This is a genomic window from Paucibacter sp. Y2R2-4, from assembly GCF_025717535.1.
In the GTDB taxonomy this organism is placed as follows: Bacteria; Pseudomonadota; Gammaproteobacteria; order Burkholderiales; family Burkholderiaceae_C; genus Paucibacter_A.
Map to the genome: position 1 here is coordinate 867,907 of NZ_JAJIRO010000001.1, position 16,265 is coordinate 884,171.

The window sequence follows — 16,265 nt, forward strand, 5'->3', positions numbered from 1 at the left end:
CACTGTCACACGCATATAAACGCTTGTTTTTCAAGTTATTTTTCCTGCCCAAGAATGAGGCAATGTGTCCAAAGCCTTGATTTTTCTGGGTCTAGCCATCCGTCAGGGCCGCTTGCCCACAAAGTTATCCACAGCGAAAGTGGATTGTTACGCGACTGTCAAAAAGCCAAGAATCGCCCCAACAAGACGCATCGGCGGGACACTGGTTTCCATCGTCTGGACGACTCGCCAGTTCAGGCCATAATCGCCCGCAGTTCAGATCCCGCTGACCGCAAGCCTGAGGCCAGCGCAAGCCCTTCAAGGGGCCGGATCGCCACTTTTCTTTCACCAGGGGTTGTCCTTGTTTTCGATCATACAAGCCGCCGGTTGGCCGATTTGGCCCTTGCTGATCTGTTCTGTCATCGCGCTCACCTTGATCATCGAGAGGTTTTCAAGCCTGCGCACCAGCCGCGTGGCGCCGCGCCGCCTGCTGGATGAGGTGCTGGGCATCAGCAGCCAGAACTTACCCACCCCCGACGTGGTGAACCGCCTGGCCGAACATTCCTTGTTGGGCCAAGTGTTGGCCGCCGGCCTGCGCGCGGTCACGGCCGAGCCCCGCATGCCCGCCTCCAAATTGCAGCAGGTGTTTGAGCTGGCCGGACGGCGCGCCATCCATCAGCTGGAGCGTTACCTCAACACCCTGGGCACGATTGCGACGGCGGCGCCCTTGCTGGGCTTGCTCGGCACCGTGGTCGGCATGATCGAGATCTTTGGCGCACAAACCCCCAGCGGCGGCAATCCAGCGCAACTGGCACACGGGATTTCGGTCGCCCTTTACAACACGGCTTTTGGCCTGATGGTGGCGATTCCCTCGCTGATGTTCTATCGCTATTTCCGGGGCCGGGTGGAAGAGTATGTGCTGGAGCTGGAACAATCCAGCGACCGCATGCTGAGCCATCTGCAGCGCTTCACCAGCTGAAGCGGCGAGGAACCCGAAGTCATGAAATTCAGGCAACGCCGCAGCGAAGATCCCGAGATCAACCTCATCCCATTCATCGACGTCTTGTTGGTGATTCTGATCTTCCTGATGCTGTCCACCACCTATTCCAAGTTCACCGAGTTGCAGATCACGCTGCCCACGGCCGATGCTGAAAAGCTCAAAGACCGGCCGCGTGAAATCATTGTCTCGGTCGCGGCGGACGGGCGCTATGTTGTCAACGGTCAGGCCGTTGACGGCCGCGCGGTTGAGCTGCTGAGCGCCGCACTGACCCAAGCGGCCGGCGGACAAGCCGAGACCGTGGTGATCGTGTCGGCCGATGCAGCCGCGGCCCACCAATCAGTGGTCAATGTGATGGATGCCGCGCGGCGCGCCGGCCTGTCCAAATTGACCTTCGCGGCGCAAAGCAACACGCCGTAAGCAGCGGGCGAACTCAAACATGAGCAAGGCGCATGGCCAAGAGCCAGACAGCTTTGCAGATCGACTGCAACGCGACTGGATCACCGACGGCCCATTGGCGCAACTGTTTCGCCCGCTGGCCGGGCTGTATGGCGCGCTGCTGAGCCTGCGCGCCCTGCTCTACCGCCGCAATTACATGCACACCGGCAAGCTGAGCGTGCCGGTGGTCGTGGTGGGCAATTGGATCGTCGGCGGCGCCGGCAAGACACCCACCACCTTGGCCTTGCTGGCACATTTCAAAAAGCTGGGCCTGCAGGCTGGCGTGGTGTCTCGCGGTTATGGCCGCAACGGCGAAGGCATTTGCTTGGTCACGGCTGATCACAGCGCGGCCGAGGTGGGCGATGAGCCCTTGCTGATCCATTTGCGCAGCGGCGCACCGGTGGCCGTAGGGCAAGACCGCGTGGCAGTTGCACAGGCCTTGCTGGATGCCCATCCGCAGCTCCAGTTGCTGATCAGTGATGACGGGCTGCAGCACCTGCGTTTGCCGAGACAGCTGTCGGTATTGCTGTTCGACGAGCGCGGCCTGGGCAATGGCCGCCTATTGCCGGCCGGGCCGCTGCGTCAGCGGCCAACTCAGCATTTGCAAGCGCATGAATTGGTTCTGTATAACGCGCCAACTCCCAGCACCGCGCTGCCAGGCTTTCTCGCCAAACGAAGTCTTGCCGGCGCCGTCGGCTTGCAAGCCTGGTGGCAAGGACAGGCCGCCACGGTGCAGACCCTGCATGATTTGCGATGCCGCCACTTGCTGGCCGCAGCCGGCATGGCCCATCCGCAGCGCTTTTTTGACATGCTCAAGGCTGAGGGCCTGAGCTTTCAGGCCCTGCCCTTGCCCGACCACTTTGATTTCAAAGAACTGCCCTGGCCCGCCGATACGCCCGATGTGCTGCTGACCGAAAAGGACGCAGTCAAACTGACTCCGCAGCGCTGCGCAGGCACGCGAGTCTGGGTGGTGGCGCTAGACTTCCAACCCGAACTCGCTTTTTGGCAAGCGCTCGAGTCACATCTTCACGCGCTGAAGCTGCTACCGAAGCGCTTGCCGCAGGATATAAAAAATGGATAACCGATTGCTGGACATGCTGGTCTGCCCGATTTGCAAGGGCCCGCTGGAGATGCTGCGCCATGGCGCAGTACAAGAACTGGCCTGCCATGCGGACCGACTCGCTTTCCCGATCCGAGACGGTATTCCCGTCATGCTGGAGAACGAAGCCCGAGCCTACGACGCTGCAGCCGAAGCCGAGGCTCAAAAGGCCGCAGAGTTGGCCGCAGCCGTGACCAGCATGAAGCAAGCCGCTGAGTCGAGCAGCCAAGCCTCGACATGAGCTTCAGCGTCATCATCCCAGCCCGCCTGGCTTCCACTCGCTTGCCGAACAAGCCACTGGCAGACATTGAAGGTCTGCCGATGATTGTGCGCGTTGCACAACGCGCAGCGCTGTCGAAGGCGCGCCAAGTGGTGGTAGCAACCGATGCCGAGCAGGTGCTGCAAGCTTGCCAACAGCATGGCATCTCAGTCGTCATGACACGCGCCGACCATGTCTCGGGCAGCGACCGCTTGGCCGAGGCCTGCGAACTGCTGGGGCTGGACGGCCAAGAGGTGGTGGTCAATGTTCAGGGCGATGAACCGCTGATTGCGCCCAGCATGGTCAATGCCTGCGCCGACTTGCTGGTGTCCAAACCACAATGTGTGATGAGCACTGTCGCCCATGCGCTGGAAGACGCGGCTGACTTCGCCAACCCGAATGTGGTCAAACTGGTCACCGACGCGCAAGGCTTGGCTATGTACTTCTCACGCGCCCCCATCCCCTGGTGGCGCGACGGCTCGGCAGGCGCTGCCTTGCCGAAAGCGCAGCCCGGCTCGGCCTTGCGGCATGTCGGTTTGTATGCCTATCACGCCGGCTTTTTGCGCCGCTTCCCCACGCTGGCTGTCAGCCCGCTGGAGCAGATTGAATCGCTGGAACAGTTGCGGGTGCTCTGGCATGGCGAACGCATCGCCGTTCACCTCAGCAATGAAAAGCCCGGACCGGGCGTCGACACGCCTGAAGATCTGGAGCGCGTCCGCGCCTTCGTTCGCGGCGCAGCCAAAGCATAGAAGTCAGCGGCATCACACTAGGGTTACACAGGGGTACCAAGTGGCCCATCGTCAGGCTTGCGTAGGCCTGCGCATGCTATCCTCGCCCGCTGTTGATGAGGCTTGTAGCTGCCCTTATCCGATGACAAAACACTGGGGCAAACGAAGGCGAAACCCCAGTCGCTGATGGACGAGCACGGGCTCGGCATCAGGCATCGAAAGCATTGAAAGTACCAAGGAGACCCATGCGACTGATTCTTCTGGGCGCCCCCGGCGCCGGCAAAGGCACCCAAGCAGCCTTTATTTGCCAAAAATTCGGGATTCCGCAAATCTCCACTGGAGACATGCTGCGTGCCGCCGTCAAGGCCGGCACCGAGATGGGTCTGGCCGCCAAGAAGGTGATGGACGCCGGCGGCTTGGTCAGCGACGACATCATCATTGGCCTGGTCAAAGAGCGTATCGCCCAAGCCGACTGCGCCAATGGCTTCCTGTTTGATGGCTTCCCCCGCACCATTCCTCAAGCCGACGCCATGAAGGCAGCCGGCGTGAAGCTGGATCTGGTGTTGGAAATCGATGTGCCTGATAGCGCCATCATCGAGCGCATGAGCGGCCGCCGCGTCCACGTGGCTTCGGGCCGCACCTACCACGTCAAGTTCAACCCGCCCAAGGCCGAAGGCCTAGACGACGTCAGCGGCGAAGCCCTGGTGCAGCGCGAGGACGACAAGGAAGAAACCGTGCGCAAGCGCCTGGAAGTCTACCAAGCGCAAACACGCCCCCTGGTGGACTACTACTCCCAGTGGGCCGCCGCCGGCGACGCCAACGCACCCAAGTACCGCTGCATCGCTGGTATCGGCACGGTAGAAGAAATCACTCAGCGCGCCCTGGAAGCCCTGAGCTAACCCTCGGCATCAACGGCATTGAGCCGCCAATGCGAGAAATCCAAAGCCGCTTGATCGCGGCTTTGTTTTTGCCCGACAATTAACGTTTACGTCAACGTCAACCAATTCTTCAAAGGATCACGCATGGAAATCGCAGGCAAGGTATTCATCGTCACCGGCGGCGCCTCGGGCCTCGGCGAAGGCACGGCCCGGATGTTGACGGCGCAGGGCGCCAAGGTCGTGATTGCCGATTTGCAAGTGGAGCGCGGCGAAGCGCTGGCGCAAGAACTCGGCGGCGCTTTTGTCAAAGCCGACGTCAGCCAGGAAGCCGATGGCCAAGCGGTGGTCGCCAAGGCCTTGAGCCTGGGCAAGCTCTTCGGCTTGGTGAACTGCGCCGGCATCGCCCCCGCAGCCAAGACGGTGGGCAAGGACGGTGCTCACGCTCTGGCCGCCTTCAGCAAAGTCGTTACTGTCAATCTCATCGGCTCATTCAATATGATTCGCCTGGCCGCAGAAGCCATGTGCAAGAACGAGCCAGAATCAACCGGTGAGCGCGGCGTGTTGATCTCAACAGCCTCTGTGGCAGCCTATGACGGGCAGATCGGTCAAGCCGCTTATGCCGCGTCCAAGGGCGGCGTGGTCGGCATGACGCTGCCGATCGCGCGAGATCTGGCGCGCAATGGCATCCGCAATATGACCATCGCTCCCGGCATCTTTGGCACGCCCATGCTCTTTGGCATGCCGCAAGAGGTGCAAGACGCTCTGGCCGCGAACGTGCCCTTCCCTTCCCGCCTGGGCACGCCGGCCGACTACGCCAAGCTGGTGCACCAAATCATCACCAATGAAATGCTCAACGGTGAAGTGATCCGTCTTGACGGCGCGATTCGTTTGGCACCGAAGTAATCTGAAACTACGCGGCGCAAGAAAAAAGGGCCTCGACGCAAGTCGAGGCCCTTTTTTTTGAGCGATTCAAAGTCGCTCAAGGAGCCCAAACAACCCAAAGCCAGGCTTTGGCTGTTCAATCTCAGCGCTTAGCGCTACGGGTGTGCAGGCTCCACAGGCGAGCCAGATCGCCGGCGCCTTCGCCACCCTTGACCGACTTCCAACTGGCCAAAGCCTTGGCGTTTTCGCCGGCCATGGATTGAGCCAAGCCCAGGTAAAGCTTGGCGTCTTCAGGGCGCTTCAGCGAGTCTTTCGCGATGCCTTCTTCAATCAGCTTGGCACCCTTGGCGGCTTCGCCACGGAAAGCGTAAGCCAGACCCAGCGGCACCAGCAGATCGCCATTCTTCGAAGCCAGAGCAGCCTTCTCAGCCTCAGGCAATGCAGCCTTGGCTTCGGCGATGCGCTTGGTCATCAGGTCTTGCAGACGCTTGTGGCGGGCACCTTCGGCGCCCTGACCCAAGATGCCAGCAGCCAGCCCCTTGTCGACCACCATCTTGCCTTCTTCAGGATAGCCGGCTTGAGCCGCCAGCTGCGCCATCTCCATATAGTCGTTGGCGTCCTTCAGATTGCCGGTCGCCAGCTTCAAGCGATAGACGTCCAGACCAAAGCGATCCGAGAAACCCTTCTTGGCTTGCAGACCACCCAGCACTTGAGTCCAGAGCTCTTTGCTGGGGTAGTAGTTCAGCAGCTTTTCAACTGCCAGGCCTTCAGCATTGCCGTCGCCTTTTTTCTGAGCGGCGCTCAGCAGCAGGTTCAGCTTGTCACGCGAAGGCGTGCGACCCGCTTTCTCATCGGCAGCGATGTCTTCGCTGGTTTCCTTGATGATGGCCGTCATGTCGCCAGACAGGAACTGTGCGTTCGTCAGCACGGTCTTCATCGTGGCACTGTTGCCACCTTCCTTGAAGTAGCGCTGCGCCCAGCTCAAGGCCTTGGCATTGTCTTTGTTGCGCAGGTAGGTGCCTGCAATGCCTTCAATCATGCGCAGCTGATCCGGCTGAGCCAGCTTGCCGCTGGCCTTCATGGCTTCAAAAGCCTTGACCATGGAATCTGCATCGCTCGCACCGGAGGCCGCAGCCATGCGCATGCCTTCGATCGTGTAGTTCTCGGTGGCATTGCGGCCGCCGACGGCTTCGGCATCACGCACCTTGGCCAAAGCTTCTTTGTGCTTGCCGGCCTTGATCAAGGCGCCGGCGTCCTTCAGATGCTTACCCACTTCAGGGCGCACGCCTTCGGCTTGAGCTTGGGCCTGGGTGAAACCGATCTCGCCATTTGGCGCGGAACCCAAGGCAAACGCCGCAGCGCCAATCGCGACTGAGGCCAGCGTTTTGAACTTCATGATGTCTTCTTCCCTTCGAATTTCACGAAAAAAAACGCGCAGCCCTCGCGGGCAGCGCGTTCGTCATTGCTCAAAGCGTCACTTGACGTACTGCTCGTTACCGACCATGCCCATCTTCTTGACGCCCAGTCGCTGCGCAGCAGCCATCACGGCTGCAACGGCGCCGTACTCGGCCAGCTTGTTCGGCTTGATGTGCACTTCGGACTGATCCGGCTCAGCGGCCACTTCCATCAGCTTCGCTTCAACAGCGCCCTGATTGGGCAGTGCCACGCCATCCCAGCTGACCGTGCCGTCAAAGTCAATGAAGACTTCGTGCGTCACCGGCTCTTTGTCCGGCTGTTGGTTGCTTGGAGGTGGCATATCCAGATTCACCGAGTGCAGCTGGATAGGAATCGTGATGATCAACATCACGATCAGCACCAGCATCACGTCGATCAAGGGCGTCGTATTGACGTCCATCATCACTTCGGGTTCGTCTCCACCGGACGAACTGCCAACATTCATTCCCATGTCTTATCTCCTCGTCGCCTCAACCACCACGCTCGGGCGGCTGGGTGACAAAGCTGACCTTCATGATGCCAGCACGCTGACAAGCGTAAACCACACGTCCGACGGACTCGTAGCGGGACTTGTCGTCACCGCGCACGTGCACTTCGGGCTGAGGATTCAGCACCGCCACCTTGCCCAGGCGCTTGACCAGGGCATCAGCATCCGGCACCAATGTCGTGTTCCAGTAGATGTCGCCATCACGGGTCACGGCAATTTCAATATTCTCCGGCTTGGTGACGCGCGGGATGTTGGTCTCCTTGGGGAGCTCCACCTTCACCGTGCTGATCACCGCCGGAATGGTGATGAGGAAGATGATCAAGAGCACCAACATCACGTCCACGAGGGGCGTGGTGTTGATGGTCGAAACCACTTCGTCATCGCCGGAAGAGGATCCGACGTTCATTCCCATAATGGGTTCTCCGGACTCGCGCTGATTAGCGCTTGACTTGACGGTTGCCCATCAGCACGCCGTGGACGTCAGCAGCGAATTCGCGCACTTGACCCATGACTTGCTTGTTGCGGTTCACCAGCCAGTTGTAACCCAGCACAGCAGGCACAGCCACGAACAGACCGAAAGCAGTCATCAGCAGCGCTTCACCCACAGGGCCGGCCACCTTGTCAATGGAAGCTTGGCCAGCAACGCCAATGGCGGTCAGCGCTTGCAGAATACCCCACACGGTACCGAACAAGCCGATGAACGGCGAAGTCGAACCCACGGTAGCCAGGAAGCCCAGGCCAGTTTGCACGCGGCTGTTCACTTCGGAAACGCTACGTTCAACATTCATCGTCACCCAGGTGCTGTGATCGATGTTCTCGGTCAACGCGCCTTCGTGGTGCTCAGAAGCCTCAATGGCCGAACCGGCGATGAAGCGGAAAGCGCTCTCAGCCTTCAGGCCCTTGACGCCTTCAGCCAAATTGGCCTTCTTGAAGAAGGAAGCGCGAACTTCCTTGGCTTCGTTAGACAGCTTCTGGGTGTCCCACAGCTTGGTGATCAGGATGTACCAGCTGCCCATCGACATGATGACCAACAGAGCCAACACGCCCTTGGACACGAAGTCGCCATGTTCCAACATGGCCTTCAGGCCGTAAGGATTGTCAGCGGGCTTGGCAGCGGCAGCGGCCACAGGAGCGGCAGCGTCAGCAGGAGCAGCTTCAGCGGGAGCCGATGCAACAGCGTCAGCAGGCTTGGCTTCTTGAGCGTGGACGGGCGAGATTGCCAGAGTGGCAGCGAAAGCAACTGCGGCGATCAGGCCGGAAATACGAGAGATCATGGAGTCAACTCCTGCGGAAGAAAACTGGAACAGTTTGAGAGAAACGAGGCTGGGCGATTCGCCCGGCCCCATGTTTGAAAAAATCTTGGTGCAGCGATCAGTCGATGCGGAACTGGAATTCCTGCTCGATCACCCAGTCACCCGGGCACTCGTAGCCTTCACGCATCGTGGTTTCGATAGCGGCCGACAGTGCACGCAATGCCTTGCGGTCCACACCACCGCGCAGGCTCGAAACACTCACATCCACCACGCGACCTGCCTTCACCGTTGCCGTGGCCTTGAACAAGGCTTCACCGCTCCAGTTCACCGACGGCATCTCAGGCTTAGCCATCTTGGTGCAAGCGATACCGGCCTTAGTCGGGCCAGTGCGCGGAGGCGCCGGAGGTGCTGGTGGCGCTGCCACTGCTGGCGGAGGTGCTGCCTTGGCAGCTTGAGCCGGCGGCGCAACTTGCGTCGACGCGATCGGCGTAGCCATCGGAGGCGGCGGTGCAGTCACCTGGAATTCAGGCGGAGGCACGAAAGGTGGCGGCGGAGCCTTCAGATCCGGTGGCGGCGGCACCACCTTTTCGGGCGGTGGCGGCGGCTTGACCTTCTCTTCAATCACCTTGGTTTCAATCGGCCCGGCCACTGCCTTGACGATTTCACGTGCCAAACCACTGGCAATTGCCCACACCACCAAGATGTGAATCAGCACCACGATGCCGAAACCCACCAGGCGTGACGAGCCGTTCTTCTCCTGCGCAAAGTTCATGCGCGCTCCTTCTTAAGACTGCGAAATTCTTTCATCAAGACACGTCGGGACATTCATCCCTGCGCAGCGCCCGTCTCGAACCTACAGCAACACGTGCCCAAAGACACAAGTCACGTCCATCAAACAAAAATGCCCGACAGCTTGAGGCCGCGGGCCACGCCGATGCTTCGGAACTTACATGCACCTTGCAGCGCACCACCCAAAACTTCAGCGCCCCGGATCATAAACGAGTTCCAAAGCCACTCGCCCATGGGGATTTCCCGATGCAAGCATGAGCCTTGACCCAAGTTACGAGACGGTTTCTCCGCATCTTTGTGTCTGGTATTTTACTGGTATCAGACCAAGGAAGTACTCGCGCCGCACTAGGGTTTTCACCAAGTTGTCACTGTAATTTACATACCCGAACGAGCAAGAAAAAACCCCTCGCCGCTTTCGCCGCAAGGGGTTTACCAGGCAGGCTGGATAGCCCGCCTCTCGCTCATAGCACTTAGAACTTGTACTGTGCGCTCACATAGAAAGCACGGCCAATCGGGCTGGCATAACGTGGGTCGTAGCCCAACTGGTGGCTACCGACGTTACGCAACGACAGTGGCGGCTTCATGTCGCCGATATTGGTCACGCCACCCACCAGAGTCAGGCTCTTGTTGAAGGCGTAACGAGTCTGCCAGTCAAAGGTGTAGTAAGACTTCACCGTCAACTGGGTATCGACGCAATCTCCGGTGTCGACATCGCTCACAGCGCAGTTGTCTTCGTTGTGATGGATGTCCTTGTAACCGTTACGGTAGTTCCAGTTCAAGGTGTGGCTCCAGGCACCCGAATCCAAGGTGGCCGAAGCATTCATCACATTGCGGAAGCTGACGGCGCTGTTAGTGCCCCAGTGGTCCATGCTGTCTTCCCACTGATCCGAAGTACCCGGCGTGGTATAGCGCGACTTGACCAGGTAAGTACCAGCCACACGTGTCGTCAAGCGACCTATCGGCAGGTTGTTACGAAGCACGAAGTTCCAGTCGATACCTTCGTTCTCAATCTGACCGATGTTGATCGGCATCAGCTTGATTGCGACGTAGGTCTGACCGTTGGAGGCCTTGGTCTTGGTCGTGAACAGATCCAAATACTTGGCAGGATTGTTGATGATCAAGTCTTCGCTGACCGAAGTCACCGCATCCTTGACCTTCACCGACCAGTAGTCCATGCCCATAGAGAAGTTGTCAGCGGCATCGAACACAAAGCCCAAGGTCCACTGCTTCGACGACTCAGGCTTCAGATCACCGTTACCACCTTGGAAGGCTTCCATCTGGCGATCGCAGCCATAGCCCTTAGCGAAGTAGCCCAGCGGGTCATAGGAGGCCTTGAAAGGGCAAGCATAAGAACCGCCTGTCACGCCAAAGTCAACCAAAGGTTGAGCAATCTGGGACATCGTGGCAACTCGGAAACCTGTGCCGTAGGAGCCACGGGTGACCAGGTTGGTCAGAGGGCGGTACTTGAAGCTCAACTTGTAAGTCGAAGCCGACTCGGTATTGCCGAACTTCTTGTTGTTCAGCGTGTCATCCACACCCGAAACCGAGTCATAGCGGACGGCGCCCGACAGTTCCAATTGCTTGGTCACCGGCAACACCAACTCGGAGAACACACCCCAGTTGGAGCGCTTCAGACCAAATTCGGATTGAGGATCGTCAAACAGAATTTCCGCATTGGCAACGGCCTGATTGGCGCGCACATCGTAGGAGTTCTTGCGGAAATCAGCACCGACAGCAATCGCTGCAGCGCCGCCCGACATGGAGAACAACTCACGCGAAGCGCGAGCGTCCACGCCGTACATTTTGATGTCGGTGGTGTTGTAGTTGCCCTTGTACTGGGTGTCGTTCAGCGCCTGCAACATCTCGGGCGGCATGGTGCCCAGGGTGTATGGGAACGGATCGAACTTCTGCGCCTGGATGGCTGCATTGAACTTATCGGCCAGCGGGAAGCCGCCTTCATAGTTCTGCAACTGCTTCTGGGTCGAATAAGTCAAAGCGGTATTGAAATCCCAACCCAGCAGCGCACCATCCAAACCGATCACGGCGTGATTGGCCTTGGTCTGGTAGTCGTACGCACGGTTGCCCATATCGTACAGACGGTACTTGACGTTGACCGAAGTCACACCGGCCGCCACCTGAGCAGGAGTCAGGTAAGGCAGGATGTATTTGGTGTAGTACGGGTGGTCGGTCTTCAGGCCGAACTCAGCGGGATACGGCGCAATGCGTGCACGGATATGCGCATCGGTCAAAGCCAAATCACCGAACAACTTCAGACCGGAACTACCCAGCTTGACTTCACCCGAAGAGAAAAAACTAGTACGTTCTTGCGCCGGGAAGATTTCCACCGAAGAGGTGTAGTCAAAAATGCACTGGCGACCGCCAACTACGTGAGCGTCTGGGCACTTGCCGTTCTTCTCCAAGTAGGGGTTGAAAGACACCTTGGATGTTTTGGCAGGATTGTCCGGAGTAGGCGTGCGGTTGTAAGTCACGTCCACGTTTGGCGGCACCGAGCGCGAGGAGCCGTTGAAGAACTCCAAATTGCGACCGTCATTGGTGAAATCGATGATACCGGTCTTGGCGAACTCGCGGTCCTTGGCCTTCAACTGGCTGAACTTGTCATAGCTGACAGCAGCAAAGATCGAATAGCCATCACGCTCGATATCACCGAAGCCCTTGCTGATGCCCAGGTTGTAGCTTTCGCCACCGGTGTGCTGCGGGCGCTGAAAACGCGCATCAATGGTCAGGGGCGCCTCACCCTTCTTCAGGATGAAGTTGACCACACCGGCAATCGCGTCAGCGCCATACAGGGCGGATGCACCATCAGTCAGCACTTCGATGCGCTCAACAGCTGCCAACGGAATGCTGTTCAAGTCAATCGTGGTGCCGGAATTGGAGGGCGCCACGCGACGACCATTCAGCAGCACCAAAGTGTATTGAGCGCCCACGTCGTGGATCGACGCGGTTGTCACGCCGCCACCGCCGCCACCGACCGAGTCAGCAGCCACTGCAAAACCTTGCATCACAGGCAACTGCTGGATGAAGTCTTGAACGGTGGTCACGCCGGACTTGGCGATTTCTTTGGCCGTAAAGGTTTGAACCGGCAGTGCGCCCTCAGCGGCAACCCGCTTGATGGACGAACCCGTGACTTCAACACGGTTGAGTTGCTCTTGAGCTTGAGCGCTGGCGGCCAGGAAACTGGCGCTGCCCAGGGCGAGCAATACGCCTGTGCAGACTTTGGACTTCTTGAACATTGAAACTCCTTCGATGACGGAATCAGTCGATAGACACGGTGCAAGCAGAATTCAGCGACATCCGTTGGTTACGGTTAGCCAATCCCACACTCGCATGACGACATTCTTGATGGCGCAGGGCGCTAGCGAGGCTAGGGGAAGTCCTAGCGCTCACTCGGCGCAGCAAGTGCCGATGGTCATGCACACCCTAAAGAAGGAATTCCCAAGTCATTGATTTCATGAGGAAAGGCAGACCCTGTTGAAGCGGGCCTTGCGTCCAAGGCATAAGAACAGGTGCCGGGCTCTAATCCGACGAATGTCATACCTCGTTGCTCAATGGCAACAGCACGGCGGCGCACCTTGATGCGTGGCGTAGTGGTTAAGTCCCTGAGTGAGGAACCCTGGGGACCGCCTGCAAGAGTCCGGGCGTGTAAGACTCCTCCGGGCTACGAAGCACGGTTTCGGAAGGCCCGGCCTCCACAATGCGCCCGCCCTGCATCACAGCTACATCGTCTGCCAGGTACTCCACCACGCCGATGTTGTGCGTGATGAACAAATAGGCCAAGCCCTGCTCTCTTTGCAGCGCTTTGAGCAGGTTGAGGATTTGCGCCTGGACCGACACATCGAGTGCGGAGGTCGGTTCATCACAGACGATCAAGCGAGGCTCGACCGCCAAGGCGCGGGCAATCGCGATACGTTGCCGCTGGCCGCCCGAGAACTCATGCGGCAGGCGCTGCAAGGCCGCTGTACCGAGCCCGACTTGCTCGAGCAAATGGCCCATTCGGCTCATGCGAGCCCGTGCATCCAGGTCTGGCCGAAGCGCCAGCAAGCCCTCCTCCAGCAAGTCCTGCACGCGCATGCGGGGGTTCAAAGAGGCAAAGGGGTCTTGAAAAATGATCTGAATCGAGCGGCGCGCCTGCAGCAGTTGCGCGCCCTGCATCGCCGCCAAATCTTGCCCGTCCAGCAAGACTTGGCCTTGCAGCAGAGCCTTGCCGCGCAAGAGTTGCAGCACGGCCTTGCCGATACTGCTTTTGCCGCAACCCGATTCGCCGACCAAGGCCAAGGTGCGCCCCGCCGCCAGGCTGAAGGACACACCATCCACGGCCTTGAAAACCGCAGGCGCAGCTTTCGAGAACAGCTTACGGCGCAAGGGGTAGTGCACGGACAGCCCGTTGACCTCCAACAAGGGCGCTGCGCCTAGCGGGCTTTCGACTGGGGCCTGCGCAGACTTCAAATCCGCCGCTACGTTCGGAGCGAATGCATTGCTAGCTGGCTGGGTGGGCTGTGAGGGCTGTGAGGGCTGTGAGTACAGCAGGCACCGCACCTGATGGTTTGCTGGCCTCTGGGCGGGAGTCATCAACTCAGGCGCGAGCACCGTACATTGCAGCATCACTCGGTCACAGCGCGCTGCGAATCGGCAGCCTTGAAACTCTGTCGAAAGCGGTGGCACGCTGCCCGCAATGGCCGCCAAAGGTGCATCTCGCTTGGCGGCACTGGGCAGGGCTTGCAGCAGCATGCGAGCGTAAGGGTGCAAAGGCGCGGCAAAGAAGTCGGCGGCAGCGGCCGTTTCAACAATTTGGCCGGCATACATCAGCGCCACTTGATGCGCCATGCCTGCCACCACGCCCAGGTCATGGGTGATCAGCAAAATGCCCAGACCACGTTCGCGCTGCAAATCCTTCAGCAAGGCAAGAATCTGCGCCTGCACCGTCACATCGAGTGCGGTGGTGGGCTCATCGGCAATCAAATAGTCGGGCTCGCCTGCCAGCGTCATCGCGATCATCACCCGCTGCTTTTGGCCGCCACTCATTTGAAAGGGGTAGTCGTCCACGCGCCGCGCCGGCTCTGGAATGCCGACGCGCGCCAGCCACTCGATGGCCCGCTCGCGAGCTGCCGCGCCACGCAAGGCGGTATGCGTCTCAATCGCTTCGACGATCTGATCGCCCACACGCATGACCGGGTTCAAAGACGTCGCGGGCTCTTGAAAAATCAAGCCGATGCGCCCTCCCCGTACTGCACGCATCTGCGCCTCGGGCAGACCGAAGACATCGACGCCATCCAGTTGCAGGCGCCCCGCCGTCACGCGCCCGCCCTGCGGCAACAAGCGCATCAACGCCAGCGCCGTCATGCTTTTGCCGCAACCGGACTCACCGACGAGCGCAAAAGTTTCACCGCGTTTCAGCGCCAGGGCGATGCCATCAATGGCGCGGACCAAGCCGGCCTCGGTTTCCAGACTGACTTTGAGCTGATCAAGCTGCAGCATGGCGCTTCAGGCCTCGCTCTTGATGGATTTGGGCGCCATCGTCCGCAAGCGGCGCGCGCGCGGATCAAAAGCATCGCGCACCGCATCGGCGAACAAATTGGCAGCCAGCACCAAGGCCAGCATACAGACGAAAGCGGCGCAGAAGTTCCACCACACCAGCGGGTCGCGCGACATTTCCGTGCGCGCCAAATTGATCATGCTGCCAAAGCTGTTCATGCTGGGGTCCACGCCGACGCCCACATAGGTGAGCACCGCCTCGTAAAGAATCAGCTCCGAAAAACTCAAGACCACCGAGATCAGAACCAGGTGCATCACATTGGGCACGATGTGGCGGGCCATGATGCGCAACGGGCTGACGCCAAAAGCCGTGGCCGCTTGGACATAGTCCAACTCACGCAGCTTCAGGGTCTCCGCCCGCACCAGGCGACACAGTCCGGCCCAGCCGGTCACGCCCAGAATCAAGCAGAGCATGAAGACCTTCAGGTCCGCGCGCTCCACGCCGGTTTCAAAAATCTCCGGGTTCTTGTCCAGAAACACTTGCACCATCAGCACGCAGGCCGCAATCAAGAGCACATTGGGCACCGAACTCAGCGTCGTATAGAAGTACTGAATCAGCTCATCCACCCAGCCCCCGAAGTAGCCCGCGGCCACACCCAAGATCAGGGCAAAAGGCAAGGTCGCCAGCGTGGACAAGGCGCCGATCACAAAAGCGGTGCGCACGCTTTTCAGGGTTTGGTAGAGCACATCATTGCCGGTACGGTCGGTCCCGAGCACATGGTAGTGGTCCATCAAGGCCGCAACAGGGCCACAGACAAGGGCCATAACAGCGAAGGTCAGCAGCAAAGCGCGCCAAGGGTAATGGGTGCGGTCTGCCACCAAGTCACCCCAAGCGCGCCGCAATCCTCCATGCGAGGCCGCCAAACCGCGAGCCAGCAAGAGTGCACTCACGGTGACGAGCAGAAAAGCCCAGGCAAGCCCTGCCCCTGCGCGGCGAGTCACATCCCCAGCCCAGTCTTGCTCGGGCTGACTCAAATGCGCGCCGCCATGGGCCAGACGAGGGAATGCGCGGCTGTTGTCTGCCGCACCCTCGGCTTTGCCTGCATTCCCGGCATCGGGTGCGGGCCCCTTGCTGAAAGCTTGGTAAGCCAGCGGCGCGGAATAGCTGACTTCGCGCATAAGCATCTGGCGCGACAAAAGCAGGTCCAATACGGACAAAGTGCGTGTGTCGAACACAGGCTGCGCCTCGATTGCCTGAACCTCATCTGCCGCCACTGAAGTTGGTGCGGCCGCTGCTAACTGGCTGCGCAGATGCACGCTGTCCAACATCGTCAGCACGAGAAAAAAGGCCAAGACCAAACCACTGCTGGCGGCCATGGGCTCACGCAAGACCTTGGCCCAGTTGGCTCGCAAATGGGCATGCCGACGAATTCGCCAGCCGTAAGCGCAGAGCCCGAACAGCAAACCCCAAAGGGCCGCGTCCGTCCACAACAGCACCAGTTTGAAAGCCATGCCTGTGCGTCCCTCGGTG

The 16,265-nt window shown here is 59.6% G+C and carries 14 protein-coding genes and 1 pseudogene; 7 read left to right on the forward strand and 8 right to left on the reverse strand.

Annotated elements, in window-relative coordinates:
- Positions 1–340: 340 nt before the first annotated feature.
- The 7 genes and pseudogenes from LNV06_RS03790 (at position 341) to LNV06_RS03820 (ending at position 5,281) form a co-directional block, all read left to right on the forward strand.
- Positions 341–958: a MotA/TolQ/ExbB proton channel family protein gene (locus LNV06_RS03790; RefSeq protein WP_263536893.1), complete on the forward strand. Its 618-nt coding sequence runs from the start codon at positions 341–343 to the stop codon at positions 956–958.
- Positions 959–979: 21 nt separating this feature from the next.
- Entirely contained in the window at positions 980–1,396 is a 417-nt protein-coding gene (locus tag LNV06_RS03795) for an ExbD/TolR family protein (RefSeq protein ID WP_263536894.1), read from the forward strand.
- 19 nt (positions 1,397–1,415) lie between these two features.
- Positions 1,416–2,495 (forward strand): tetraacyldisaccharide 4'-kinase, encoded by a 1,080-nt coding sequence (lpxK, locus tag LNV06_RS03800; RefSeq protein ID WP_263536895.1) that lies wholly within the window; start codon positions 1,416–1,418, stop codon positions 2,493–2,495.
- Positions 2,488–2,646, forward strand: a pseudogene (locus LNV06_RS22625) (Trm112 family protein); the annotation flags it as partial. The gene lpxK and the pseudogene LNV06_RS22625, both read left to right, overlap by 8 nt.
- A 104-nt stretch (positions 2,647–2,750) precedes the next feature.
- Positions 2,751–3,521: a 3-deoxy-manno-octulosonate cytidylyltransferase gene (kdsB, locus tag LNV06_RS03810; protein ID WP_263536897.1), complete on the forward strand. Its 771-nt coding sequence runs from the start codon at positions 2,751–2,753 to the stop codon at positions 3,519–3,521.
- Positions 3,522–3,745: 224 nt separating this feature from the next.
- Positions 3,746–4,399 carry an adenylate kinase gene (gene adk, locus LNV06_RS03815; RefSeq protein WP_263536898.1) on the forward strand — a complete coding sequence of 218 codons (654 nt, stop codon included), beginning with the start codon at positions 3,746–3,748 and terminating at the stop codon, positions 4,397–4,399.
- A gap of 123 nt (positions 4,400–4,522) precedes the next feature.
- Entirely contained in the window at positions 4,523–5,281 is a 759-nt protein-coding gene (locus tag LNV06_RS03820) for a 3-hydroxyacyl-CoA dehydrogenase (RefSeq protein ID WP_263536899.1), read from the forward strand.
- A gap of 121 nt (positions 5,282–5,402) precedes the next feature.
- Here LNV06_RS03820 and LNV06_RS03825 read toward each other — a convergent pair whose 3' ends face one another.
- From LNV06_RS03825 to LNV06_RS03860, 8 genes are all read right to left on the reverse strand, one after another.
- Complete coding sequence (locus tag LNV06_RS03825) at positions 5,403–6,656, reverse strand: tetratricopeptide repeat protein (RefSeq protein ID WP_263536900.1); 1,254 nt, start codon at positions 6,654–6,656, stop codon at positions 5,403–5,405.
- 78 nt (positions 6,657–6,734) lie between these two features.
- On the reverse strand, positions 6,735–7,166 hold the full coding sequence (locus tag LNV06_RS03830) for an ExbD/TolR family protein (RefSeq protein ID WP_263536901.1): 432 nt from the start codon (positions 7,164–7,166) through the stop codon (positions 6,735–6,737).
- Between the two features lie 19 nt (positions 7,167–7,185).
- On the reverse strand, positions 7,186–7,614 hold the full coding sequence (locus LNV06_RS03835; RefSeq protein ID WP_263536902.1) for an ExbD/TolR family protein: 429 nt from the start codon (positions 7,612–7,614) through the stop codon (positions 7,186–7,188).
- Between the two features lie 25 nt (positions 7,615–7,639).
- The gene (locus LNV06_RS03840) at positions 7,640–8,476 is read right to left on the reverse strand and encodes a MotA/TolQ/ExbB proton channel family protein (protein WP_263536903.1); all 837 of its coding nucleotides are present in this window, start codon (positions 8,474–8,476) and stop codon (positions 7,640–7,642) included.
- Between the two features lie 97 nt (positions 8,477–8,573).
- Positions 8,574–9,227 carry an ABC transporter substrate-binding protein gene (locus LNV06_RS03845; protein WP_263536904.1) on the reverse strand — a complete coding sequence of 218 codons (654 nt, stop codon included), beginning with the start codon at positions 9,225–9,227 and terminating at the stop codon, positions 8,574–8,576.
- A gap of 487 nt (positions 9,228–9,714) precedes the next feature.
- Positions 9,715–12,495, reverse strand: coding sequence for a TonB-dependent receptor domain-containing protein (locus tag LNV06_RS03850; protein WP_263536905.1), 2,781 nt, complete (start codon positions 12,493–12,495; stop codon positions 9,715–9,717).
- Between the two features lie 358 nt (positions 12,496–12,853).
- Positions 12,854–14,737, reverse strand: a complete 1,884-nt coding sequence (locus LNV06_RS03855) for an ABC transporter ATP-binding protein (protein WP_263536906.1) — start codon at positions 14,735–14,737, stop codon at positions 12,854–12,856.
- A 6-nt stretch (positions 14,738–14,743) separates the two neighbouring features.
- Positions 14,744–16,246, reverse strand: coding sequence for an ABC transporter permease (locus LNV06_RS03860; protein WP_263536907.1), 1,503 nt, complete (start codon positions 16,244–16,246; stop codon positions 14,744–14,746).
- Between the last annotated feature and the right edge of the window lie 19 nt (positions 16,247–16,265).

Coding starts and splice junctions, on each gene's coding strand:
- LNV06_RS03795 (WP_263536894.1), top strand. CDS start 980: ATGAAATTCAGGCAACGCCGCAGCGAAGATCCCGAGATCAACCTCATC.
- lpxK (WP_263536895.1), top strand. CDS start 1,416: ATGAGCAAGGCGCATGGCCAAGAGCCAGACAGCTTTGCAGATCGACTG.
- kdsB (WP_263536897.1), top strand. CDS start 2,751: ATGAGCTTCAGCGTCATCATCCCAGCCCGCCTGGCTTCCACTCGCTTG.
- adk (WP_263536898.1), top strand. CDS start 3,746: ATGCGACTGATTCTTCTGGGCGCCCCCGGCGCCGGCAAAGGCACCCAA.
- LNV06_RS03820 (WP_263536899.1), top strand. CDS start 4,523: ATGGAAATCGCAGGCAAGGTATTCATCGTCACCGGCGGCGCCTCGGGC.
- LNV06_RS03825 (WP_263536900.1), bottom strand. CDS start 6,656: ATGAAGTTCAAAACGCTGGCCTCAGTCGCGATTGGCGCTGCGGCGTTT.
- LNV06_RS03830 (WP_263536901.1), bottom strand. CDS start 7,166: ATGGGAATGAATGTTGGCAGTTCGTCCGGTGGAGACGAACCCGAAGTG.
- LNV06_RS03835 (WP_263536902.1), bottom strand. CDS start 7,614: ATGGGAATGAACGTCGGATCCTCTTCCGGCGATGACGAAGTGGTTTCG.
- LNV06_RS03840 (WP_263536903.1), bottom strand. CDS start 8,476: ATGATCTCTCGTATTTCCGGCCTGATCGCCGCAGTTGCTTTCGCTGCC.
- LNV06_RS03845 (WP_263536904.1), bottom strand. CDS start 9,227: ATGAACTTTGCGCAGGAGAAGAACGGCTCGTCACGCCTGGTGGGTTTC.
- LNV06_RS03850 (WP_263536905.1), bottom strand. CDS start 12,495: ATGTTCAAGAAGTCCAAAGTCTGCACAGGCGTATTGCTCGCCCTGGGC.
- LNV06_RS03855 (WP_263536906.1), bottom strand. CDS start 14,737: ATGCTGCAGCTTGATCAGCTCAAAGTCAGTCTGGAAACCGAGGCCGGC.
- LNV06_RS03860 (WP_263536907.1), bottom strand. CDS start 16,246: ATGGCTTTCAAACTGGTGCTGTTGTGGACGGACGCGGCCCTTTGGGGT.